Annotated in this window: 23 protein-coding genes and 2 pseudogenes; 9 read left to right on the top strand and 16 right to left on the bottom strand. The window is 41.1% G+C overall.

Annotation, left to right across the window (positions count from 1 at the left end):
- Positions 1-158: 158 nt before the first annotated feature.
- Positions 159-725, bottom strand: coding sequence for an elongation factor P (gene efp, locus AB8613_RS07320; protein WP_019822013.1), 567 nt, complete (start codon positions 723-725; stop codon positions 159-161).
- Between the two features lie 33 nt (positions 726-758).
- On the opposite strand from efp, the gene epmB reads away from it, so the two are divergent.
- From epmB to AB8613_RS07335, 3 genes are all read left to right on the top strand, one after another.
- Positions 759-1,781 carry an EF-P beta-lysylation protein EpmB gene (epmB, locus tag AB8613_RS07325; RefSeq protein ID WP_372384710.1) on the top strand — a complete coding sequence of 341 codons (1,023 nt, stop codon included), beginning with the start codon at positions 759-761 and terminating at the stop codon, positions 1,779-1,781.
- Between the two features lie 13 nt (positions 1,782-1,794).
- Positions 1,795-2,340, top strand: coding sequence for a prepilin-type N-terminal cleavage/methylation domain-containing protein (locus AB8613_RS07330; protein ID WP_372384711.1), 546 nt, complete (start codon positions 1,795-1,797; stop codon positions 2,338-2,340).
- 105 nt (positions 2,341-2,445) lie between these two features.
- Positions 2,446-2,934 carry an MgtC/SapB family protein gene (locus AB8613_RS07335; RefSeq protein ID WP_048607785.1) on the top strand — a complete coding sequence of 163 codons (489 nt, stop codon included), beginning with the start codon at positions 2,446-2,448 and terminating at the stop codon, positions 2,932-2,934.
- 109 nt (positions 2,935-3,043) lie between these two features.
- Here AB8613_RS07335 and AB8613_RS07340 read toward each other — a convergent pair whose 3' ends face one another.
- The 4 genes from AB8613_RS07340 to AB8613_RS07355 all read right to left on the bottom strand — a co-directional run bounded on the left by AB8613_RS07340 (position 3,044) and on the right by AB8613_RS07355 (position 7,674).
- Positions 3,044-4,522: a diguanylate cyclase gene (locus AB8613_RS07340; RefSeq protein WP_372384712.1), complete on the bottom strand. Its 1,479-nt coding sequence runs from the start codon at positions 4,520-4,522 to the stop codon at positions 3,044-3,046.
- A gap of 262 nt (positions 4,523-4,784) precedes the next feature.
- A complete protein-coding gene (locus AB8613_RS07345) occupies positions 4,785-5,342 on the bottom strand; it encodes a VC2662 family protein (RefSeq protein ID WP_017068001.1) in 558 nt (185 codons plus the stop codon).
- A 343-nt stretch (positions 5,343-5,685) separates the two neighbouring features.
- Positions 5,686-7,332 (bottom strand): chaperonin GroEL, encoded by a 1,647-nt coding sequence (gene groL / locus AB8613_RS07350; RefSeq protein ID WP_081230126.1) that lies wholly within the window; start codon positions 7,330-7,332, stop codon positions 5,686-5,688.
- Between the two features lie 51 nt (positions 7,333-7,383).
- Positions 7,384-7,674, bottom strand: a complete 291-nt coding sequence (locus AB8613_RS07355) for a co-chaperone GroES (protein WP_004741353.1) — start codon at positions 7,672-7,674, stop codon at positions 7,384-7,386.
- Between the two features lie 418 nt (positions 7,675-8,092).
- Between AB8613_RS07355 and AB8613_RS07360 the strand changes: the two genes are divergently transcribed.
- The 4 genes from AB8613_RS07360 to AB8613_RS07375 all read left to right on the top strand — a co-directional run bounded on the left by AB8613_RS07360 (position 8,093) and on the right by AB8613_RS07375 (position 10,724).
- The gene (locus AB8613_RS07360) at positions 8,093-9,430 is read left to right on the top strand and encodes an MATE family efflux transporter (protein WP_372384713.1); all 1,338 of its coding nucleotides are present in this window, start codon (positions 8,093-8,095) and stop codon (positions 9,428-9,430) included.
- Positions 9,431-9,532: 102 nt separating this feature from the next.
- Positions 9,533-10,030 (top strand): methylated-DNA--[protein]-cysteine S-methyltransferase, encoded by a 498-nt coding sequence (locus tag AB8613_RS07365; RefSeq protein WP_372384714.1) that lies wholly within the window; start codon positions 9,533-9,535, stop codon positions 10,028-10,030.
- A 93-nt stretch (positions 10,031-10,123) separates the two neighbouring features.
- Positions 10,124-10,375: a type II toxin-antitoxin system Phd/YefM family antitoxin gene (locus tag AB8613_RS07370; protein ID WP_052880189.1), complete on the top strand. Its 252-nt coding sequence runs from the start codon at positions 10,124-10,126 to the stop codon at positions 10,373-10,375.
- Position 10,376: 1 nt separating this feature from the next.
- Positions 10,377-10,724, top strand: a complete 348-nt coding sequence (locus AB8613_RS07375; RefSeq protein ID WP_372384715.1) for a type II toxin-antitoxin system RelE/ParE family toxin — start codon at positions 10,377-10,379, stop codon at positions 10,722-10,724.
- 509 nt (positions 10,725-11,233) lie between these two features.
- On the opposite strand, the gene gpmM is transcribed toward AB8613_RS07375, so the two are convergent.
- Positions 11,234-12,766 (bottom strand): 2,3-bisphosphoglycerate-independent phosphoglycerate mutase, encoded by a 1,533-nt coding sequence (gene gpmM / locus AB8613_RS07380; protein WP_372384716.1) that lies wholly within the window; start codon positions 12,764-12,766, stop codon positions 11,234-11,236.
- A 351-nt stretch (positions 12,767-13,117) separates the two neighbouring features.
- Between gpmM and wecA the strand changes: the two genes are divergently transcribed.
- Positions 13,118-14,182, top strand: a complete 1,065-nt coding sequence (gene wecA / locus AB8613_RS07385; RefSeq protein ID WP_372384717.1) for a UDP-N-acetylglucosamine--undecaprenyl-phosphate N-acetylglucosaminephosphotransferase — start codon at positions 13,118-13,120, stop codon at positions 14,180-14,182.
- Positions 14,183-14,329: 147 nt separating this feature from the next.
- Here wecA and galU read toward each other — a convergent pair whose 3' ends face one another.
- From galU to AB8613_RS07405, 4 genes are all read right to left on the bottom strand, one after another.
- Positions 14,330-15,196: a UTP--glucose-1-phosphate uridylyltransferase GalU gene (gene galU, locus AB8613_RS07390; RefSeq protein ID WP_372384718.1), complete on the bottom strand. Its 867-nt coding sequence runs from the start codon at positions 15,194-15,196 to the stop codon at positions 14,330-14,332.
- A 185-nt stretch (positions 15,197-15,381) separates the two neighbouring features.
- Positions 15,382-16,386 (bottom strand): NAD-dependent epimerase, encoded by a 1,005-nt coding sequence (locus AB8613_RS07395; RefSeq protein ID WP_372384719.1) that lies wholly within the window; start codon positions 16,384-16,386, stop codon positions 15,382-15,384.
- Positions 16,387-16,396: 10 nt separating this feature from the next.
- Positions 16,397-17,563, bottom strand: coding sequence for a nucleotide sugar dehydrogenase (locus tag AB8613_RS07400; RefSeq protein WP_372384720.1), 1,167 nt, complete (start codon positions 17,561-17,563; stop codon positions 16,397-16,399).
- A gap of 64 nt (positions 17,564-17,627) precedes the next feature.
- Positions 17,628-18,407, bottom strand: a complete 780-nt coding sequence (locus tag AB8613_RS07405) for a glycosyltransferase family 4 protein (protein ID WP_372384721.1) — start codon at positions 18,405-18,407, stop codon at positions 17,628-17,630.
- On the opposite strand from AB8613_RS07405, the pseudogene AB8613_RS07410 reads away from it, so the two are divergent.
- A pseudogene (locus AB8613_RS07410) lies at positions 18,383-18,490 on the top strand (IS5/IS1182 family transposase); the annotation flags it as partial. The gene AB8613_RS07405 and the pseudogene AB8613_RS07410 sit on opposite strands and share 25 nt — an antisense overlap.
- A 155-nt stretch (positions 18,491-18,645) precedes the next feature.
- On the opposite strand, the gene AB8613_RS07415 reads toward AB8613_RS07410, so the two are convergent.
- The 6 genes and pseudogenes from AB8613_RS07415 to AB8613_RS07440 all read right to left on the bottom strand — a co-directional run bounded on the left by AB8613_RS07415 (position 18,646) and on the right by AB8613_RS07440 (position 24,588).
- On the bottom strand, positions 18,646-19,416 hold the full coding sequence (locus AB8613_RS07415) for an acyltransferase family protein (RefSeq protein WP_372384722.1): 771 nt from the start codon (positions 19,414-19,416) through the stop codon (positions 18,646-18,648).
- Positions 19,417-19,663: 247 nt separating this feature from the next.
- Positions 19,664-20,833 carry a hypothetical protein gene (locus AB8613_RS07420; protein ID WP_372384723.1) on the bottom strand — a complete coding sequence of 390 codons (1,170 nt, stop codon included), beginning with the start codon at positions 20,831-20,833 and terminating at the stop codon, positions 19,664-19,666.
- A complete protein-coding gene (locus AB8613_RS07425; protein WP_372384724.1) occupies positions 20,823-21,431 on the bottom strand; it encodes a DapH/DapD/GlmU-related protein in 609 nt (202 codons plus the stop codon). Before AB8613_RS07425 ends, AB8613_RS07420 begins: the two co-directional genes overlap by 11 nt.
- A pseudogene (locus AB8613_RS07430) lies at positions 21,424-22,610 on the bottom strand (glycosyltransferase family 4 protein). Before AB8613_RS07430 ends, AB8613_RS07425 begins: the two are co-directional and overlap by 8 nt.
- The gene (locus tag AB8613_RS07435; protein WP_372384725.1) at positions 22,585-23,625 is read right to left on the bottom strand and encodes a glycosyltransferase; all 1,041 of its coding nucleotides are present in this window, start codon (positions 23,623-23,625) and stop codon (positions 22,585-22,587) included. The pseudogene AB8613_RS07430 and the gene AB8613_RS07435 overlap by 26 nt, the downstream one beginning before the upstream one ends.
- A gap of 9 nt (positions 23,626-23,634) precedes the next feature.
- A complete protein-coding gene (locus tag AB8613_RS07440; protein ID WP_372384726.1) occupies positions 23,635-24,588 on the bottom strand; it encodes a polysaccharide pyruvyl transferase family protein in 954 nt (317 codons plus the stop codon).
- Between the last annotated feature and the right edge of the window lie 6 nt (positions 24,589-24,594).

Here is a 24,594-nt window from a genome sequence, read left to right on the forward strand (position 1 = left end):
TCGTATCCCGCATCTCGTTTACTCGAATCTGCCCTTCCAGCTCTTCGTATCCCGCATCCCGTTTACTCGCATCTGATCTTGAGGTACAAAAAAGGTCGCTCATGAGCGACCTTTTCTATTTCACTGAACCATCCCAAAATAGGATGGGCACAATCAAATTACTTCACACGACCAACGTATTCGCCAGTACGAGTATCAACTTTCACAACTTCACCGATTGCGATGAATAGAGGTACGCGAACTACCGCGCCTGTTGCTAGAGTTGCAGGCTTACCGCCAGTACCTTGTGTGTCGCCTTTAAGGCCAGGATCGGTTTCAGTTACTTCGATCTCAACAAAGTTTGGTGGAGTTACTGTGATAGGGTTATCATTCCACAACGTTAGAGTACAAACGTCATTTTCAACTAACCATTTTGCAGAGTCAGCAACTGCTTTTACGTCTGCTGCGATTTGCTCAAATGTTTCGTTGTTCATGAAGTGGTAGAATTCGCCATCGTTGTATAGGTAGCCTAATTCAACGTCAACAACATCTGCAAGCTCGAAGCTTTCGCCTGACTTGAATGTTTTCTCTAACACTTTGCCTGACAGCAGTTTACGAAGTTTTACACGGTTAAACGCTTGGCCTTTACCTGGCTTAACGTATTCATTGTCGATAATTGAGCAAGGCTCGTTATCTAACATGAATTTTAAACCGCCTTTGAATTCATTGGTGCTTACTGACGCCATGATTTTCTCTTCCACATCTTTGAGTTAATTTCAATGCCGCATATCATAACCCGAAAAGTCGAATCTGTTGAGCAAAACTGGCTCAAACAACTATCGAATGCGATCTCTGACCCGACAAAACTGCTTGAGGCATTGGAAATAGACCCAACACCGTGGCAAGCAGGCTTCGCTGCTCGTGAGTTATTTGCACTTCGGGTACCCCTTAGCTTTGTCGAACGAATGGAAAAAGGCAACCCACACGATCCATTGCTAAGACAGGTTTTACCGCTAAGTGAAGAGTTTGAGGTGCACCAAGGCTATTCCGCAGATCCCTTAGAAGAGCAAGACAACGCGATTCCAGGTTTACTGCACAAATACAAAAATCGCGCATTGATGATTGTGAAAGGTGGCTGTGCAATTAACTGCCGCTACTGCTTCCGTCGTCATTTTCCTTATCAAGATAACAAGGGCTCAAAGTCGGTGTGGCAAACCAGCCTCGACTATGTGGCTGCTCACTCAGAGATCAACGAGGTTATCTTATCGGGTGGCGATCCACTGATGGCAAAAGATAGCGAACTAGAATGGCTTATCAGTGCTATCGAACAAATCCCACATGTCAAAACCGTTCGAATTCATAGCCGATTACCGGTTGTGATCCCCGCTCGAGTGACGGATGAACTGTGCCAATTGTTAGCGCAAACTCACCTCAATGTGGTCATGGTGAGCCATATTAATCATGCCAACGAAATTAACTTAGAGCTCAAAAAAGTCTTTCATAAGCTGAAGCAAAGTGGTGTGACTCTGCTTAACCAAGGCGTGATACTTAAAGGGGTGAACAACAGCGCTAACTCCTTGAAAGAATTAAGCGAAAAACTATTCGATGCCGGCGTTTTACCTTACTATATGCATGTACTTGATAAAGTTCAGGGCGCTGCTCATTTTTATATTTCTGATGAAGAAGCGAAGCATCATTTTAAAGGGCTAATCTCTGAGGTTTCTGGCTACTTGGTGCCTAAGTTAACTCGTGAGATTGGTGGACGCAGCAGCAAGACGCCACTCGACCTCCACATTGAATAGAGAAGTTGTATCAATGAAACACAATACTTCAGTTGCTCCACCAGCAACCACATCCCGTCAAGCGCTTAAGTCCAACTCAAAAGGTTTCACCATCATCGAGTTGGTCGTGGTGATCGTGATTCTGGGTATTGTGTCTGTAACGGCCGCTTCGAAGTTCCTCAACCTGCAAACCGATGCTCGCATCTCGACATTAAATGGCCTTAAAGGCGGTATGGAAGGCGCAAGTGCTATGCTTTATGGTAAGACATCAGCATTAGGCTTAGATAAAGCAGCGAGTGCGTCAGTAAATGTTGAGGGCGACGATATATTGGTGGCTTACGGTTATCCTGCGGCGATGAATGATCAAGCTTGGGCACACCTTATCGAATCCACTTTCTTAGATGCGGTTTGGGATACAGGTAGAGCTGACTGGTTCTTTACCAACACAGACGCGCACGATGGCATTATTCTTTATGCACCTTCGAGCCGAAAAAAGCAGGCTGATAACTGTTACCTTGAATATCAAGAAGCGACTGAGACCACGACACCTGTCTTCACCTTAACAACAGACGGCTGTTAGACTTTACGTCATCTTTATCAATCGTTAAGACAAAAAGTTTTTGTTCGATCGTCCGGTCTATTATTAGCATACTCAGCTCTATTCTAAATTTTTAGGAGGGGTGATATGACACAATTTATAGAACAAACTCTCAACCTTGCCCCCTTTAGCTGGGCAGGCCTTGCAGTATGCATGCTGTGTGGTTCGTTAATCGGCATCGAAAGGCAAACACGCGGCAAACCGGTCGGAATCAGGACATCGATTCTGATCATCAGCGGTACCTATTTCTTCCTCACCATGGCGATTAGCCTTTCCCCTAACACGCTCGATCAAGCTCGTGTGCTTGGTCAGATCATTACTGGGGTTGGTTTCCTTGGCGCTGGAGTAATGATGACACTGGATGGAAAGATTCATGGTGTCACTTCAGCCGCGATTATCTGGGTACTCGCTGCATTAGGTATGATGATCGCACTTGGTCACCTTTCCCAATCGGTCATTATCACGCTAATGGCGCTAGTAATTCTGCTTGGTGTCGATAAGGTGGAAAACAGCTTCCAAAGCCTGCGTCGTGGTGTTCATCAGAAGTGGATGCGAAAAGGTCGCGTGAAAAAATAATCTCTAATCTTAGGTGCAATTTCTTAGAGACAATTGCTTAGACACAATTCCTTAGAGACAAAAAAGAAGCCTAGTCAAACGACTAGGCTTTGAGTTTGTACGAAAGCGCTTAATACACCTGAATACACACCTGATTCTTACCCGCGGCCTTTGCCTTATAGAGCAGCTGATCAGACGAACGAATACTCTGGTTTTTCCATAAGTGCCCGACACTATCAAACTTGTACAGAGAATAAAGCGTCGCGCCACCAGATACTGAGACACTAATCTTGTCACCCGTAGGGCATCGATAACTCTGTAGGCTAATGTCGTTTCGAATTCGCTCAAAGATCGACGAAAGCAACTCTGATGATTCCCCCGTAATCGCAACAACAAACTCTTCACCACCAAATCGAGCCACGATATCTTGCTGTCTAACGCTGTTCAGCATCAACTGAGCAACATGGCAAATCACCTCGTCCCCCACTTTATGGCCATATTGATCATTAACGACTTTGAAATCATCGATATCAAACACGCCAACACCAATAATAGGCTCTTCATCCTGAGCCAGTAATCGAGCTTCAAAACCACGTCGATTCAGCAAGCCAGTTAATGGGTCGCGCATTGCTAGGTCATTTAAACGCTGGTGTTCTTGTCTTGTATAAAAGCGCCATAACCATAAAACTGAGAGCAGATACAAAATCAAGAGTATCGAAAGTTGAATCTTCTCCATCTCCAATACATGCAGAAAGTGCTCGCTCTTATCTTCTTCAATACTCAGATACAACTGAGTGTTAATGTCACCAACATACAGAGGCTTGGAATAGGTAAAATCCATAAACCCGTATTTGTTTGCGCCTCGCGTACTCGTCACTTGATAGCCATGGGTAGGGTTCGATACGAGATTAGAGACATAACCATCCACACCCAACACCCCTTTGAATTCGCCATTAACGTAGATCCCTTTGGTTAAGGTCACTACTTTCTGACCTGTCAGGTAGTCATCGTACTGGCCGGTATACACCACCTGATCTTGCCCCTGAGCTAAGCCAAAGCGAATCGTATTAATCCAATATGGCCGGCTATTTACGACAGAGTCGAACGTATCGCCTTTCATATATTGGGCAATATCGGAGGGGGAAGAGATAATAAACTTCTCTTTTGAAATGAAGTAAATCGCAGAGATGGTATCAATGGTATTGGCAAAATAAGCCATGGTCGGTGCGATGAACAAGCGCTTACCCGCTTCGGCATAAAGGTCCGATTTCGGGTTGCACATCTCGCGAGGGCCAGAGAACATAAAGTCAAAGCGAGGGGCATGTTGCTCTTCACTGGTGAAATAGCACGTCTCATCTTCGATCTTTTTCTCATGCGAGAATACGTAGGTGTCACCATGCAGTGGGTAGAGCGCAGTGATGTTGTACTCTAGTGCATTAATGATCTGTGTGAGCTCCACTAAAGAGCGTGTCACGCCTTGGTTTTCGATTCCATACTGTTTATCTGATTCTTCCGCTGAATCAACGAGCAACAAGCTCAAAACTACTAAAAAACTGGCGGTCAGGCCTAAGAAAGCCTTTTTAAAATCGACGGTATGGGGATTAATCAAAGCATATAAATCATCGTTGGGAATTTATCGCACATTGTACTTATAAGTAAAAATACTGCAATAGCAAATATAAAACAGAATGCTTATTGGATGGTTGGAGAAGTTTATCGTAGACGTAGAATTGAATATAATAACGCCTAAACAAGGGTTTAGGCGTTATTATACTTAGTCTTTAATCGCGTATGCGCTAACTAAAAGCAATGCGCTAATTAAAAAGCTAATACGCTAAGCCAATAGTAGAACCAAAGGCTAAACGACCGCTTTATTTAGCAAAGTTTACAATCGGGAAGCACGGGAAGAAACCGTTATCAGCACAGTTAATCAGACCAACCTGCACGCCTTCGATTTTGTTGGTTTTGTTGAAAATACCAACCTGAACCGTGGACACTTCTGAAAGGTTCGCTGCACCAACATCAACCATAGTGTTACCTTCTGAGTAGTTGACGAAACTCACGTTCGCGCCTTTTACATCATTGGTAATGTTCACTGCACCAAGGTTAACACCGGTTGTTTTACCCGTGTTCCAGTTGAAGAAACCTAGAGATGCGCCGGTCATTTCTTGGTTCACTTTTGATGCACCGAAGATACCCAGGTTCACACCTGTTGTTGTTTGCGTCTCAGACATACCAACAACCGCAAGATCGACACCTTTAAGGTCGTTTACTTGTCCGTGAAGCAGAGCTAAACGTACACCGCCAACCGCATCTGAATCCGGTGCGTTGAAGCCGTTGATCGTTGAAAACATAACTGGCGATGAAGCAAATGCCGCTGGTGCCATTACCGCTGCCGACACAGCTAATACTGAAAGTAGTTTTTTCATTGGGGGAGTCTCCACTGACTTATTGTTGACTTGATTAATCCATTTTCAATCAAGCATTTATTATCCTTTATTCAACAGCTATCCATGTTAGATCAATGTCATAACTGTACTGTTGAATATAAGCCGCTAAACCATAAAGAGCAATGGTTAAGAGCAGATGCGGGATTCGAGTGAACGAGATGCGAAAGGCAAAGAGCGGATAAGGGAAGAAAAAATGAGAGATACGAGATGCGGGTAAACGAGATGCGAAGAGCAAAAAAAACGGAGACCGAAGTCTCCGCTTTAAAGCTTATATCTTTCAAAGCCTATGTATGGCTTTCTCTGTTACGAGAAAGGGGGATGATTACATCATACCGCCCATGCCACCCATACCGCCCATGCCACCCATATCAGGCATTGCAGGGCCAGAATCTTGTGGCTTATCAGTGATCATCGCTTCGGTTGTGATCATAAGACCAGCAACTGATGCTGCGAACTGAAGTGCGCTGCGAGTTACCTTAGTTGGATCTAGGATACCCATTGCAATCATGTCGCCGTATTCGCCAGTAGCCGCGTTGTAACCGTAGTTACCTTCGCCAGCACGAACGTTGTTAGCAACCACTGATTCTTCATCACCTGCGTTCTTAGTGATTTGACGGATTGGCGCTTCCATTGCACGTAGTGCAACACGGATACCTACGTTTTGCTCTTCGTTGTCGCCTTCAAGGCCAGCAACTTTAGATGCAGCGCGGATAAGTGCAACACCACCACCAGCAACCACACCTTCTTCAACTGCAGCGCGAGTTGCGTGAAGTGCATCTTCAACACGGTCTTTCTTCTCTTTCATCTCAACTTCAGTCGCTGCGCCAACTTTGATTACTGCAACACCGCCAGCTAGTTTCGCTACGCGCTCTTGAAGTTTCTCTTTGTCGTAGTCAGACGTTGCATCTTCGATTTGTTGACGGATTTGAGAAACACGACCTTGGATCATCATTTCTTCACCCGCACCATCGATGATGGTTGAGTTTTCTTTAGTAATAGTAATGCGCTTAGCTTGACCTAGATCTTCTAGTGTTACTTTCTCAAGGTCTAGACCGATCTCTTCAGAGATAACCGTACCGCCCGTTAGGATAGCGATATCTTGAAGCATTGCTTTACGACGGTCACCGAAACCAGGGGCTTTAACAGCCGCCACTTTCACGATGCCGCGCATGTTGTTCACAACTAGAGTCGCTAGCGCTTCGCCTTCTACATCTTCAGCGATGATTAGAAGTGGACGAGATGCCTTAGCAACGGCTTCTAGAGTCGGAAGAAGTTCACGGATGTTTGATACTTTCTTGTCGATAAGAAGGATGAATGGGCTTTCTAAATCAACAGAACCGGCTTCTTGGTTGTTGATGAAGTAAGGAGATAGGTAACCGCGGTCGAACTGCATACCTTCTACTACGTCTAGCTCGTCTTGCAGAGCCTGACCTTCTTCAACTGTGATAACGCCATCACGGCCTACTTTTTCCATCGCTTCAGCAATGATGTTACCGACTGTCGCGTCAGAGTTTGCAGAGATAGTACCTACTTGCGCGATAGCTTTAGTATCTGCACATGGAACAGAAAGGCCTTTTAGCTCTTCAACTGCTGCGATAACCGCTTTGTCGATGCCACGCTTAAGATCCATCGGGTTCATGCCAGCAGCAACGGCTTTTAAGCCTTCAGTGATGATTGCTTGAGCAAGAACTGTTGCTGTCGTTGTACCGTCGCCCGCAGCGTCATTCGCTTGCGAAGCCACTTCTTTAACCATTTGTGCGCCCATGTTTTGGAACTTGTCTTCAAGTTCGATTTCACGTGCAACAGAAACACCATCTTTAGTGATCGTTGGTGCGCCAAATGATTTATCTAGAACAACGTTACGGCCTTTAGGACCTAGCGTTACTTTTACCGCGTCAGCCAGAACGTTTACACCTTCTAGCATTTTAATACGTGCGTCGTTACCAAATTTAACGTCTTTAGCAGCCATCTTTATTTCCTTTAAATTCTTTATTCAGTCAGTTCAGGTTTATGGGTCGGATTACTCAACGATCGCCATGATGTCGTTTTCAGACATGATCAGAACTTCTTTGCCGTCGATTTTTTCAGACTTAGTGCCGTAGCCTTCAGCGAAGATAACAGTGTCGCCAACTTTAACGTCCAATGGTTGTACTGAACCGTTTTCTAGAATGCGGCCTTTGCCAACAGCTAGAATTACACCGCGAGTTGATTTTTCAGCGGCAGAACCAGTTAGAACGATGCCACCAGCAGATTTAGATTCAACTTCTTGGCGCTCAACGATAACTCGGTCGTGTAGAGGACGGATATTCATCGGTCAGATCTCCTGATAATTTCCATTTAATTTGATAGTTGCCACGATTGGCATGGGGTTAAAGAGTATGTTGGGGCGAAGTGAAAGATCCCAAGGGGTTAAAGGGAAAAATTGTGATCGAAAGAGCAGATAAGAGCAAGTAAGAGCAGATGCGAGTAAACGGGATGCGAGATACGGAAAGCAAAAACGCCCCTGCGAATAATCCTGTGTAACGGTCAGGCGGTTAAGCAAAAGAAGGCTGCTTTTCTTTTGTCCGCTTTTAGCTCTTCGATACTCGTTTACCCGCATCTCGTATCTGCTTTTAAGCTCTTCGCATCTCGTTTACTCGCATCTGCTCTTTCACATCCCGCATCTGCTTTTCTTCCCTTCCCGCCCGCATCTGTTTATCCTACGCTTTTAGATTCTATCGGCGTTTTGCATGCAAGATAAGCACGGGCTATTAACCGCTCCTATTGAGAGTACATTGCGTACCATGACCATACCGACGATATTCGGTATGGTGGCGATCTTGATGTTTAACCTCGTCGATACCTTCTTTATCTCATTACTGGGCACACAAGCCCTTGCAGCGGTGAGTTTCACCTTCCCTATCACCTTTGCCATCAACTGCATCACCATGGGGATTGGCATTGGCTTGTCGACATGTATAGGAAGATTACTTGGCCAAGGTTGCGCGCAAAATGCCGCTCGTTTTACTTGCCACGGTTTACTGCTTGCTGTGCTGCTTGTTGGTTTTGCATCAACACTGGGGCTTATAACGCTAGAGCCTATGTTTGCTTTATTGGGGGCAAAACCAGAGTTACTGCCACTAATATCTGAATACATGACAGTCTGGTATTTAGCCATTCCACTGCTTGTTATTCCAATGGCAGGTAATAGTGCAATACGAGCCAGTGGTGATACTAAAACACCCGCCAAGATTATGATGCTGGCCGGCCTGATTAACGGCATTCTCGATCCCCTATTAATCTTTGGTTACGGGCCTTTCCCTGAATTAGGGATTCAAGGCGCAGCCATTGCTAGCGGATTCAGTTGGTTTGGTGCATTGTGTGGCTCACTGTATGTATTAACCATACGAGAAAAGCTACTTGCTCCGCCCAAGCTAAAAAACATCATCGATGACTGGAAACAAATCTTAACCATTGGCACACCCGCAGCCCTTTCCAATGCCCTCAATCCACTTGCTGGCGCCATTATAATGATGATGCTTGCCAAACAAGGGACAGAAGCTGTTGCTGCTTACGGAGCTGCCCAGCGTATTGAATCGATTCTTATCATTGTATTGATGTCTCTGACCTCTGCCCTTACGCCTTTCATGGCGCAGAACTTTGGCGCAAACAACCCACAACGAAGCTTTAAGGCACTGTTTCTGAGTATGCGTTTTGCTGTGATGTTCCAAGGTTTGATTTTCTTAATGATGGTGCCACTAAGCATTCCTTTGGCCGCCCTGTTCTCTCAAGAAGAATCCGTGCGAGGCATCTTGTGGCATTACTTGTTAGTCGTCCCATTTAGCTACGGATTCCAAGGCATTGTGATGATGCTGATCAGCGCGATGAATGCGATGCATCAACCACTCAAAGCCTTTCAGTGGAGCTTCATGCGCCTGTTTGTATTTACTCTTCCATTCGCTTGGATAGGTAGCCAGATTGATGGTGTTGAAGGACTGTTTATTGGTTTAGCCTTGGGGAACATCATGGGCGGTATTTCAGGGTATTGCTTTGCGCTTCAAGTAGAGAAAGATTCGAGATGCGAGTGACGGGATGCGAAAAGATTTAAGAGCTTAAGAGCAGATACGGGATTCGAGTATCGAGATTCGAAGAGCTTGAGAGCAGAAAGAGACTAGAAGAAGGAAGGTGACATGGAAGACAGTACTTACAAAATGTTCTATGACGCACCGATTGGCAAGATGATCATTGTGAGTAATGGTGTGTCGCTTATTGAAATTGACCATGTAAATCACGAAGAGCTAATGACTAGCAATCCAGATGAGCTTTGCCAACGGGCGACGAAACAGTTAGATGAATACTTCGCAGGAAAACGTACAAGCTTTGATTTGCCACTGCAGCCAAAAGGGACTGACTTTCAAAAAGCAGCTTGGCAGGCTTTAACAACCATTCCTTATGGCGAAACCATCAGCTACGGCGAACAAGCAAAGAGAATGGACAACCCAAAAGCAGTAAGAGCAGTAGGTGGTGCGAACGGCAAGAATCCGTTTAGTATTGTTGTACCCTGCCATCGAGTGATTGGCGCAAACGGTACATTAACCGGCTACACCGGCGGCATTAACCGCAAAGAGTGGTTGTTGGATTTTGAGCGTTCAGTCTTAAATAAAAAGAAACAAACCTTATCTCACTAGATCAATAATATAAAGTTTCACCATCAAGAAGCGTCGTTGTCATCAGACTAAATATAGTCTACATTTAAACCTCTACATTAAGAGGCGATGATAATGTCCACTGAAACGATAAGTTACTTAAAAAAGCACGCGGCGAACCTCGATTTATCGGAGCCTATGACCATTACTCAAAATGGTAAACCCGCTTATACGATTGAATCTTATGAAGATCGAAAGCGTAGAGATGAAGCGATAGCATTAATGAAACTATTGTCGTTTTCTATTGATGATGAAAAACATGGCCGAGTAAACTCCGGCTCTCAGATTCGAGATAAACTGGCAAAGCGTAAGCAGTCGGTTCAATAATATGACAACCATCGAGTACACAGACACCTTTGAGCAACTACTTGATGCTTTAATTAATTACTTAAGTGATTATTCTAGTGAAGTGGCTGTTATTGAACGCATAGAAGCTCTTCTCAACAGATTTGAAGCCTTGGTCTCTGATAACCCTCATGCTGCAAACATTGCCCCTTCTTTACTAGAGCTTGGAGTGAAAAACTTTCGCGAATTTCACCTCGATCGTTTTCGTATTATCTACCGAACGTTACCGTCAGCTCATCCGAAAGAAACGAGAGTAATTGTAGATGTGATCGCATTGCAAAAACAAAACTTAGAACAACTGCTCATTCAACACTGCATACTCTACAAATAACGTTTAGCTCTGCGAATCTCGATTACCCACATCCCGCATCCGCCCTTTATCATTACACTTTTGACAACGTCATTCCCTACAGTGAGGGACGAGCGTGATAGGGAATCTCTCTTTATGCAGAACACCGAATATGACAAGTAATACATGGCATGAGATTCCAGACATTTCGTTCCTCAATTCTGGAATGACAGTCTAGAGCAGATGAGAGTAACGAGATTCGAGATGCGAAAATATATAACAGCTCTCATTCTGTTAGTGACCCGCTTACTCGCATCATGCACCAGCCCTTAAGCTCTTCGATACTCGCTTACCCGAATCCCGCATCTGCTTTTAAGCTCTTAGTTCTTCGAATCCCGTTTACTCGCATCCCAAATCTGCCCTTAAAGCTCTTCGAATCTCGTTTACTCGTATCCCGAATCTATAAAAAAGCCCGCACTTTGAAGTGCGGGCTTTCAGAATCGTTAAAGCTCAACGTGAACCGCTGAGCCAAACAACTATTTAACGACTAGCTATTTAACGATCACATCACCTGACATCTCAGCCGGGATTGCGATACCAGATAGAGAAAGCATCGTTGGTGCAAGGTCAGACAGCTTACCACCTTCTTTGAACTCAACGTCTTTGTTGCCTACGTAGATAAGTGGCACTGGTAGGTTAGTGTGCGCCGTGTGGATGCCGCCCGTTTCTGGGTTAACCATCATTTCCGCGTTACCGTGGTCAGCTGTGATAAGCAGTTGGCCATCGGCTTCTTTGATTGCTTCAACCACTTTGCCAAGACATTCGTCTAGCGACTCGACCGCTTTAACCGCTGCATCGTAAACGCCAGTGTGGCCAACCATGTCACAGTTAGGGAAGTTACAAACGATAGCGTCGTATTTGCCGCCTTTGATTGCTGCAACAAGCTTTTCAGTCAGCTCTGGTGCGCTCATTTCTGGCTGTAGGTCGTACGTTGCTACTTTTGGAGAAGCAACAAGCTGACGCTCTTCGCCTTCAAACTCGTCTTCTTTACCGCCGTTGAAGAAGAACGTCACGTGCGCGTATTTCTCTGTTTCAGAGATACGTAGCTGCGTTTTGCCTTCTTTCGATAGCCATTCACCGTAAGTGTTCTCTAGAGAAGCCGGTGGGAATGCACATAGCAGTGGGATGTCTGCTGCGTATTGAGTCAGCATCACGAAATCGATCGCTGGGAATACGTTACGAGCAAAACCGTCGAAATCAGGCACGAACGCACGTGTAATTTCACGAGCACGGTCAGCACGGTAGTTCATGAAGATAACCGCATCGCCATCAACGATAGCTGCAGACTCTTCACCTTCCGCTTTGATTTCAGTCGCTTTAACGAACTCATCGTTTTCGTCACGAGCGTAAGCCGCTTCTAGGCCAGCAACAGCTGTGTCGAATGTGAACTCAGCTTTTGCTTGAGTCAGCAAGTCGTAAGATTCTTGAACGCGATCCCAGTTGTTATCACGGTCCATAGCGTAGTAACGACCAATAAGAGAAGCCACACGGCCTTTGCCTAGCTTAGCGAATAGCGCTTGGAAACGAGCTAGTGTGTTTTCTGCGCTACGTGGCGGCGTATCACGGCCGTCTAGGAATGCGTGTAGGTAGATTTTTTCTGCGCCACGCTCAGCTGCCATTTCAACCGCTGCGTAGATGTGATCTTCATGAGAGTGAACGCCACCTGGAGACATAAGACCCATGATGTGAACCGCTTTCTCAGCTTTCACCGCTTTATCGATAGCGTTAACTAGCGTTTCAGTTTGACCGAACTCGCCGTCTGAAATTGACTTAGTAATACGAGTAAGATCTTGGTATACCACGCGACCCGCGCCGATGTTGGTGTGACCCACTTCAGAGTTACCCATTTGGCCATCAGGTAGGCCTACATCTAAGCCAGAAGCCGAGATTAGCGTGTTAGGTTGGTTAGCAATAAGACCGTCTAATACAGGTGTATTAGCGTTCGCGATAGCGTTGTCTTGGTTGTCTTCACGGTAACCGTAACCGTCAAGGATCACTAGAGCCATTGGCTTCTTAGCTGACATAGGACTGACCTCGTTCAATTCAAAATAAATCGGTATAGAAACAAATTAGCGTAATTTTACTACAGTTTACAGTCAAAACTGTAGCGGAAGATCAAGAAAGGGCGCAGGTAGGATGATCGAATGTGAAAAAAAGCGTCATTTTGTGTTTAAGGCACCTACAAAGCCTAAGCAATAATACTGACTAAAGCAGCGTAGCCACCATTCTTAGTTAACATTAAATTACATACTAAAACCCAATGTCACACTAAAAAAACAACGAACAAAACATACTCAACCAAGTGTACATAGTGATAGTTTTAACGTAAGATACACGCAAATAAAATTCATACAAAATACTGGCTAGAGTTCATCATGTTATTAGAGCTATCATTTGTTGGTTTCTTCTCCTTTTCCTCACTCTTTTTAATGCGAAAAGTAGCAAAAGTCATCGGCTTAGTAGATAAACCCAATGAAAGAAAGCTGCACAAGGGTGCGATCCCACTTGTAGGCGGTATCGCTATCAGTTTAGCGATAGGCCAGTTTATCGTCACGCACCCCGATGTGATCCCCCATAGCCAGCTCTTTTTAGCCTCTATCGCCGCGCTGATTTTTATCGGCGCTCTTGATGACAAATTCGATATCAGTTTCAAGATTCGCCTTGTGGTTCAAGCGATCCTCTCCATTTGCATGATGTATTTCGCCGATATCCGACTAGAGCACATTGGTAACCTCTTTGGAACCGGAGAACTGCACTTAGGGTTTCTTAGCCCTGTAGTTACAGTACTTGCTGTGATTGGCGCGATTAACGCGTTCAATATGGTCGATGGCATTGATGGTTTGCTAGGTGGACTCGCGATTGTAACCTTTGGCGGTATCGCGATTTTACTCAAAGTCGACAGTCAACACGGCTTAGCTTACTTGTGTGCTGTATTCATTGCCGCGACTATTCCCTATATCTTAATGAATCTCGGTATTCTTGGACGAGAACGTAGAGTTTTCATGGGGGATGCTGGCAGCATGATGATTGGCTTTACTGTGATTTGGTTACTGCTGGGCGCAAGCCAAGATCCATCAGAAGCCATGATGCGACCAATTACTGCACTGTGGTTAATTGCTGTGCCGCTGATGGATATGGCCGCTATCATGTTCAGACGCGTACGACGCGGTGACTCCCCTTTCAAGCCCGACAGAGAACACCTACACCACATTTTCCAACGCCTTGGTTTTACGTCGCGCCAAACACTCGCCATCATTTGTGCTATCGCAAGTAGCTTCGCTGGCTTCGGTATCTACGGTGAATTTTTAAACATTGCAGAATCGACCATGTTCATCCTGTTTATGATTTGCTTTACTTCTTACACCGTAGCCATGAGCTATGTTTGGCGAATCACAAGCTGGATTAGAAGTTGGCGTAACCTCCCTGAGAAAGTGTATTAATTCTCACTAGAAAGCTAATTTTCGATGTGAAATTTCGTTAGCGTAACAAAAGATTTATCGTGAACAGCAGAAACAAAAATGGCCAAATTCAGAATATGAACTTGGCCATTTTTTATGTCTAAAGTATCAATGTTGTAAATCCAACAACTACACCTTTTCAGTTGCAGTTTGATCTATTTCAGCTTTGTTGCCTTTCAAGTAAACATTCTTATAACAGTAGTTTGTCGCTTCGATATAACCATCGACGCTTCCACAGTCAAAACGCTTACCTTTAAACTTATACGCAATCACACAACCCTTTTGAGCTTGTTCTAACAGCGCATCCGTAATTTGGATTTCGCCACCTTTACCCGGCTGTGTTTCTTCCAAAATATCGAAAATGTCCGGGGTTAAGATGTAGCGCCCAATGATAGCGAGGTTACTTGGTGCTGTGCCTTGCTCTGGCTTCTCGACCATATCGGTAATACGAATCAAGTCGTCACTTAAGTGCTCGCCGGCAATCACGCCGTACTTATGCGTTTCAGATTCTGGTACTTCTTCTACCGCGACAATAGAACAGCGGAACTGGCGATAAAGTGCGGCCATTTGTGCTAACACGCCTTTATCATCATTAATGCAAAGGTCGTCAGCTAGAACCACGGCAAACGGGTTGTCACCGACAAGTTCTTTGCCTGTTAAAATGGCGTGCCCTAGCCCTTTCATTTCACGCTGGCGAATAAAAGAGAACTGCGCCGAATCAATCAGAGAGCGTATATCATCGAGCAAATGTTCTTTATTAGTGCCTTGAATTTGGTGCTCAAGCTCGTAGTTTTTATCGAAGTGATCCATTAATGAGCTTTTACCACGGCCAGTAACAACGGCCATGCTGGTCATGCCTGCTTGAATCGCCTCGTCAACGCCATATTCAATTAGCGGCTTGTTAACGATAGGCATCATTTCTTTTGGCATGGATTTGGTTGCAGGTAAAAAGCGCGTGCCATAACCCGCTGCAGGGAATAAGCAGTGTTTGATCATTATTTAAATTCTTATGTGTTATTAACTGACGTATATATAAAAATATTGCGGATGAGATTGAGGTGTCCATCCAAAGAAAAATGCCTCAAACCAGTATGGAATGAGGCAATTTAGGCATCAGAGGGTATAACTTAATAAACCGAGTCGTATTCTATATGGGGACTTTAAAACACCCTATTGGAACTCTACTTATTGTAAAACTCGCGGTACCACTGAATAAATTCAGCAACACCTTCTTTAACCGTTACTTTCGGCGTGTAACCCGTTGCGGCAAACAAGTCTTGTGTGTCAGCATAAGTTTGATAAACATCACCAGGCTGCATCTCGCGGAAGTTTTTCTTCGCTTCAATGCCCAGCTCGTCTTCAATCGCCTTTACAAAATCCATCAAGTTGATTGGCGAACCATGACCAATGTTGTATACCGCATAAGGCGCAGAGCTGCTTGCTGGAGAACCCGTTTCTACTGTCCAATCGTTATCGCGTGTTGGCACCACATCCGCGATGCGCACCACACCTTCAACAATATCGTTTACGTGAGTAAAATCACGCCACATATCGCCGTTATTGTTGATATCAATGGTGTCGCCATCAAGAATCTTCTTAGTGAAGATAAACGGTGCCATATCTGGACGGCCCCACGAACCATACACAGTAAAGAAGCGTAAGCCTGTGGTTGGAATGTCGTATAAGTGAGAGTAGCTGTGCGCCATTAGCTCATTCGACTTTTTGGTCGCTGCGTACAATGAAACCGGGTGGTCGACTGAATCTGAGGTTGCAAACGGTGTTTTAGCATTCAACCCATAAACAGAACTTGAAGAGGCATAAACCAAATGCTTCACTTTATTGTGACGACATCCTTCAAGAATGTTTAAGTGCCCGACTAAGTTTGAATCGGCATAGGCATGTGGGTTTTCAATGGAATAGCGAACACCCGCTTGTGCAGCCAAGTGAATCACTTGGTCAAATTGCTCCGCTTCAAACAAGCTAGCTACACCATCGCGATCGGCAATGTCTAACTGAACCAATTTAAAATTAGCATGCTGAATACGCGCTAGACGCGCTTCTTTCAAAGCGACATCGTAGTAATCATTTAGGTTATCAACACCAACAACCTGATGCCCTTTTGCCGTTAGCTTCTCTACCACAGCACTGCCGATAAAACCCGCTGCGCCTGTTACCAAATACTTCATTACTTATTCCTTAATCTGAACCGAATAGATCGCGCGTATACACTTTGTCTTTTACATCCGCTAGCTCTTGGGCCATGCGATTTGAGACAATTACATCACAGCTAGACTTAAACTGCTCGAAATCCGTTAGCACTAATGAACGGAAGAACTCTTTTTCTTTAAGCTCTGGTTCAAACACCACCACTTCAATACCTTTTGCTTTCAAGCGTTTCATAATGCCTTGAATACTGGACGCGCGAAAATTATCTGAACCGGACTTCATGACTAAGCGATAAATACCCACACGTTGCGGGTTGCGTTTAATAATAGAGTCAGCAATAAAATCCTTACGCGTGGTATTTGAGTCAACAATGGCACCAATAATATTATTTGGTACATCAGAGTAGTTCGCACGCAGTTGTTTGGTATCTTTTGGTAAGCAGTAGCCACCGTAACCAAATGAAGGGTTGTTGTAGTGCGAACCAATACGAGGATCTAAACTAACCCCATCGATAATTTGACGCGTATCTAGCCCGTGCGATTCAGCATAAGTATCTAGCTCATTAAAGTAAGCAACACGAAGCGCCAAGTAAGTGTTAGAGAACAGCTTTACGGCTTCGGCTTCTGTTGAATCGGTGTACAGGATTTCGACGTCTTTTTTAACCGCGCCTTCTAACAACAAGTTCGCGAATACTATCGCGCGCTCAGAGCGCTCGCCCACGACAATGCGTGATGGGTGCAGGTTATCGTATAACGCTTTACCTTCACGTAAGAACTCAGGTGAAAACATCAGGTTTTCACACTCTAACTCTTGTTTAATACGCGTGGTATAACCTACAGGCACGGTAGACTTAATCACCATCACTGCATTGGGGTTAATCGCCATCACATCTTTAATTACCGCTTCAACTGAAGAGGTATTGAAGTAGTTCGTTTCAACGTCGTAATCGGTCGGTGTTGCGATGATGACATACTCAGCATTGGAGTAAGCTAATTCTTTATCGAGCGTTGCAGTGAAGTTTAATGGCTTATTCGCCAAGAAATCTTCAATTTCAGCATCAACGATTGGAGATAATTTATCGTTAAGTAGTTTTACTTTCTCTTCGATAATATCAACCGCGACAACCTCATGATGCTGTGATAACAACATCGCATTTGATAAGCCTACATAGCCTGTTCCGGCAATTGCAATTTTCATTTTAACCAACTTGTTGTTTTTTTATACCCAAGGTGACACCTTGGTACATAATCATTATCAGAAATTAATTCAGTGCAGACTTAACTGCTTCTAGATATTTATTGATGACAATTTTTTCATCAAATTCCTTCTCGACTTTAGTTCGACTCTCTAAGCCCATTTGTAGACGTTGCTCGTGAGATTGGCGAATCATCAATTCAAGTTTTTCAACTAAGCTTGCAGTGCTGCGAGGTTCACACAAGTAACCATTGATGCCATCATCGACCGTCTCTCTGCAACCTACGTTATCGGTAGTCACAATAGGCTTGCCCATCGCGCATGCTTCTAGCAGAGATTTAGGCACCCCCTCTCGATAAAACGAAGGCAACACCATACAATCGACTTGCTCAATTTCTTTCTCTACCGAATCGGATGTCCCTAAATAGTTGACTATCCCTTCATCTACCCAAGATTGCATATCTTGCTTAGAGACCGCAGATGGATTGTTCACATCAAGAAATCCCAAGAGTCGAAACTCAACAGCAACACCGTACTTTGCTTTTAGTTCACGAGCCGCTTCGACATAATGACCGATACCTTTATCGTAAAGCATTCGTGCTATGAGTAAAAAGCGCACAGTGCCATCGTCATTACTTGGTGAAACAGCAAAACGGGATAAATCAGCACCGGAGCCTGGTACACGATCGGTAATCTCTAGAGGTGCCAGTTTATGTTTTGCGAACAGAGCTCGGTCATCTTCGTTTTGGAAAAAGATAGTGTGCGCTTTGTGTTGGCTAATTTTATAAATGTCAAATATATGGGTGTCCTGTATATTTGTAACTGAGCTTAAGAAATTACAATGCACAGGTGGGTGAAACTTACGCGATGATAAAAGCGTTGAACAAGCTTATTGGGTTAGGTATGCCTGAAACTTGTCGTATTGACTAAGAAACACACGAAACGAGGTAGCTCTATCTATAAGTTTAATTACGCAACAAAGCCCAACACCGTTACTAATTAGATTAATAAACCCAATAAAAAATGACACGTTAAACACCTATAACAACAACTCGATATGCATCACTAACACTAACACAGGTATATCAACATCCCACCAACGTTCGACTGTCTATAGACAAGTATTGTGAAACATACTTTTCAATTATAAAATCAACCAACTTAACCACTAATATTGTTCCAAAGATACTAGCTACTACCGTAATTATGTAAATTGAAACACCGCTACCAAACTTTACGACAAACAGACGTGAGATATTAATGAAATAAGCATGAAGAAAAAACATACCAAAACTATATTTTGCTAAAGTGTTTAAAAGTTGAAATTTAAAATTATTTTTTTCAAGAATAAGCAAAGAAGACAAAAACATGAAAGACATGAAAGACATGCAGAATCTCACGACATGAGAACCATTTATTGCCATTTCTTTCAGATCATTCTCATAATATAAGGAAACAAAACTGAATACTACTGAAGTGAAAAACACAACATACTTATTACCTTCTAGAAACTTATAATATTTACAAATATATCCACCCAGTAAAAAAACGCCAAACCAATGATAGAAATTATCTAAAGGGGAAATTTGATCTGGTCTAAATGTGGTAAATGTAAACGTTAAAGATAGAAGCAAAATGATGGTAAACCATTTGGAGTTCATTATTTTAATAACAAAGGGAGAAGTTATAAATAAACACATAATCATGGGTACAAACCACCAAGGGCTCAACATTGCTCCACCAGTTGTAATTAAATACCCAATAAGATAAATAACGTTCCCATAATCTTCAGGTATGAGGTGTGCGTGCGACCAATTAATATTGTTTACTGTTAGATAAACCGACAATATAATCATTGGTAGCAATATAAACAGATATGGTATAAATACATATTTGATTTTTTCTCCATAAATAAATCATATCTGAACTTATCTTTAAATAAAGAAAGAAACCTGACATTAATAAAAAGTAAAATGTTCCGTTGCTAAAAAGGCGATCAATCCCTTCACCTTTACCGAAAAATGAAGTATGTCAATATGACCTAATACGAAAAAAATAATAGCAATACCGCGAAACCAATTAATTGATTTATAATATATAGCGTTAAAATCTTCCTAACTTTTTATTTGAGAAAACAAAAATTACAGTTAAATATAAAGGGATGAAAGGTACTTTCTTTCTAGACATATCATCATTAAGCAACGAACCTGTTGAAACATAATTACTATCATTCAAAAGTCGATTTTGGCTGACACCAGTAAGAACTGATCCAGAAAAAATAAATATATAGGAGATTAGCAGAAAACTTTTGTAATTCTTATTTAAGTAAGAAGAAAGAACTGTAATAAAAAACAATATCGTTATAAGCAATGCTTCTAATGTTGTGAACGGGAAATTAACCCAATTAGTCACTCGAAAAAAATTTGGAGATGCAAGTGATGCTAATGAACCAAAAACTATACTAACAATTCCTGATCTAAGAAATAAAATTGCAAAAATAATATATGCTATGGATACAAATACCACAAACCTAAAAGTTTTTTTTCTGTACTCAAAAAATAGTATAACATATGGAATTAGTAAAAGAATAAAATAGACTCGTAGCATTGTGCACACAACGAACACGCTTAACAACAAGAAATAATATAACTTAGTTTCCTTTGTTTTTTCCATTAGATATAGTGATAAAGCAATCCCAAAGAAAACATAAATATCCTTTAATAATTCGAGTCCAACACTAGTTACTGAAGGTGACATAGACAATAATAAAAATAATATACTAGAATGGATTTTTGATATATTAAACTTATACCTAACAAGATTAGAAAATAACACTGAACTTTCAACAAGTAAAAGTATATTGAAACAAATAATTACTTTAAGATTCTCAGTTGACATCAATCTACTAATAGTCTTTATGATCATACCACCCACTTCAACAATAGGTATATGCCCTTCAAGTATATCGGAAAAACCTAGTGTTCTATAGTAGCCACCTTTAAATGCCTCTACATAATATTTATAGGAGTCTGGTGTTGAAAGCGGTGTAATGGAATCAATAAACAAAGCAAAAAATATAAACCAGTAAAGATATACCAGTGAAATAAATATATTTCTTTGTAATGAAAAAATGCATAACGTTGCAAATATTATTAATGTAACACCTTCAGTAATATCCAAACCCGCAGAGTAAAATATTTTCATAGTCAAAAATAATGATATGAAAATAATTATAGATACAAGTTCTATTAGCTTGTGATTTTTACCTATCATTACTAATCGCTAACCACTGTTCACTATCAATATCAAAGTATTTAATCGGTCGAGCAGGATTTCCAGCAACTATTGTATTTTCATTAACACTTTTTGTAACTACACTATTAGCTCCAATAACTGAATTTCGACCAATCTTAACTCCGGGTAAAATAACCGCACCTTCACCAATCCATACATTATCCTCAATGATAACTGGTTTTGAATGTAAACGTCTCTCTAAAGCAAGTTCGAATGCACTAGACTGCTCTTGGTTGCTATAACTTCCATGCTGGTGATCTGTAATGAACACACGACTTGCAATTAAAACATTGTTCCCTAGCGTTATACTTTTAGCACCTGCTATATGTACTGAATCATTAATCTGACAGTTTTCACCAAATACAAGAACAGATTCTCTCGAGTTTGTAGTGGAAAACGTGTCGAGTCTACAATATCTTCCAGTTGTCAAACTCAAACCAAAGTCTATATTATTTTTACCTCTAACCGAGACAGGTAGGCGAATAAGTCGGGCTTTTGGATAAAAGACTTTTGTAATAATAATTGACAATGATAAATTAAATATCCCTAGAAGATCATAACCTCTAACATTAAACATTTAAACCTCTGTAAAATTCAATTCTTTTACTATGCAATTTATCGACAGTATATTCAGATATTTTCTTATTATTAATTTCAACCGTCCGCATAATATTATGTTCACAATTTAAAACAGATTCAATTAACAAAGATAGAGAGTTTGAGTCTCCCGAATCGAATAGGCAGATTTCTTCAAGTACTTCCCGAAATCCAGGTAACCTAGTTGCCAAAATAGGTATATTATATGACATAGCTTCTAAAGTAGCCCTTGGAATTCCTTCTGCAAAACTAGGTTGCACATATAAATTAGCACTTTCAAAGTAATGTCTTAACTCACTTGCAGAGAGAATCCCTCGAAAAAAATTTTATCGCCCAATCCCTTAGATTTAACTATACTTTTATAGTCTAAGTCATTATGACCACCTACAATGTCTAGACTTATATTATCATAACCCTTAGAGACTAATATTTCCATAGCTTCAATTAAGGTTGACACACCTTTACGCTTATTAACTCCGCCAACAAAAAGAATTTTATATTTTTTAGAATCGTGCGTGTACTTTAAATAATTTTTAGTTTCTAATGGCTTAATACTGTTTACTATAACATTGCTTGCAACTGTTCCATTGGGATGAGGGAATTGCTCTAATAAATATTTAGATACGTAAATTCCGCCTTGAGAGCTATTGACAATACGAGGAAAAATCCATTTGAATATCCGAGTTACAATTCCCCCAAATTTCTTTTGTGAAAACTGATCAGCGTCAGCAGCAACTTCAAGCGTATAAGGGGTTTTTGAAATTAGGTTGAGGATCCAAGAGTACAAACCTATAATACTAGGGAAATTTATAACTAATAGATCTGCTCTTTTAAATTCGATTATAAGGCTACGAATAACACGCGGGCTTAGAAGATGAGCATAATTTTTTAACATCAAAGGGATCAATATTGACTTATTTTTAATTTTATTAAAACCAATATCTTGTATAAATTTTTCATTTTTAACTTTACTTCTAGAGTAGATTTTTACTTGTTCGAACCCTGATTCGAAAAACCTATCAAAATATTTTTCTGGCATTCCTACAGCAGTATAACATGTACCTTTTTTATTCTTATAGAAGCAAAAGTCATGTATATAGGCAATTTCCTTGTAATTGTTGTTCATAAATGCTCTAACTCCTATTTTTATAGATGTCATTCAAATGTCGCACGTTATGGTTAATCGAAAACTTATCGTCAATTTCAATTTTTCGTCTATCTACATAACTCGTATCAGTAATTTCAGTCATCCAATCACTGATATTGAGGTCTTTATATACTGAAAGACCTAAGTTTACTTCATCTGTAATATTGCTAGAAAGAATACAAGGTAGGCCAGACATCTGTGCTTCGACAGCACTTAAAGGCAAACCTTCCCACTTAGAAGGTAAAATAAAAACGTTTCCATACTTGTGCATTATGTAGGTAGGATCTTCGACTTGACCCAAAAATGTTACATTTTCAATATTATTTTCTTCACACAATCGTTTGAAATCATCAAGTTCACCACTAATAAATACAAAATGAAACTTATCAAGACTTTTCATTTCGATCAAAAGTTGAAGGATAAAGTCGAAATTCTTTGCTTCAGTGTATCGACCAATATGAAAAACTACAGATTTCCCATCAGATTTTATTTTTTCAAGTGATGATATTTTACAATCCTTTCTACTGACACTTACTCCGCAGTAAATTACTCGAAAATCACCAAAATATAAGCTTTCACCACTTCCTTTTGATACAGATATCCGTTCTAATTTTAAGTTTGAAATAAGTAATTTCATTATTAAAATGTACAACTTTTTAATCAATGATGTATTTCTATCTATAACACGTCGATCAGAATGGGAGTGGACAACTACTTTTTTCACTCTTAAAATTCTAGCTATTAAGGCATATAATCCTGAAGAATAACCTGCATGACAATGTACTACATCTGGCTTATATCGCCTTATAGATTTCCATAGTGTTATAATTCTAGATAATGGATTATCTCTTTTAGTAAACTCTATATTTTCTTCAGAAATATTTAAATAAGGTACAATAGAACGCTTGTGAGGATTCATCGAAACAACAAAATTATCAAATATATCATTACTATTATGAAAAATATTCGCTAGCCATTTCTCAATCCCGCCAAAATCTAATCCACCAACAACATGTAATACTCTCATAATCTAGACCTAGCTTACAAATTGCTCTTTAAATTTCAGAATATTATCTTGATTGAGCGATATATTGGTTTTAAAATCACTATTAATCATCTCGTCTAGTTCTTGAATTGCATCCCTAGCCAATACTTTGATATTAAAGTCTTTTTGTTTTTCTAAAGCTCTATTATCAATTCCAATTATAATTGTTCTCTTTTTCTTTTGCAGAGCTTTAATCCCTCCATGAAGGCGAGTACCAATATAATCACAATCATTAAAATCTAAGAAATCATTATAATCAGGTAGTCTAGGTGGTATTACTTTAACATCGTCATACATTCCTAGTTCCTTAATGTAATCGAGATCTTTCAGTCCTTGTGGCCAATAAAATATATTATTGTAGTTTAATTTTAAGCTCTCTATTAACTTTCGGTCTTGAATAAGGTCTTTGGAGTAATCAGTTAATGTGAATATTACATTGTCTGACTTTGTTGTTGGTATTTGTTTACAATGACTTTCATCAAGACGCCACATAGTTGGGCAACCTGTATTAATCACATTGTCAAATCCAATAGATTTTAGTCTTTCTACAGTGTAATCATCTCTCACAGAGTGGATATATTTGCTACTAAAATTATTTTTGTAGAAAAAACGAGCCAGTATGTCGATGTTATTTTGATAATATTGCCAGCCAGTACCCATTAAAACTAAATCCTTAGTGTAAATAAGATCTAATATATTAACTTTGAACTGTCTATATCTTAACATTCTAGGTGACAATAAATTAGAACCACCAATAATGCTTATGTCATTATTGTTTGCTCTCTTTAACATTTCAATGCTTCTAGTTGAATGTGATGAGAACTTTAACACCTGTGCCAACGGGAATATATCACGCAATTCTCTTTGAACTGATTCTGATATGATTTCATCGCCTACGTTCTTAGTTGAAATGGAAGGATCGTATAAAGAAATTGAATTAAACATATTTGC

The sequence above is a fragment of the Vibrio sp. BS-M-Sm-2 genome, assembly GCF_041504345.1.
Classification (GTDB): domain Bacteria; phylum Pseudomonadota; class Gammaproteobacteria; order Enterobacterales; family Vibrionaceae; genus Vibrio; species Vibrio satsumensis.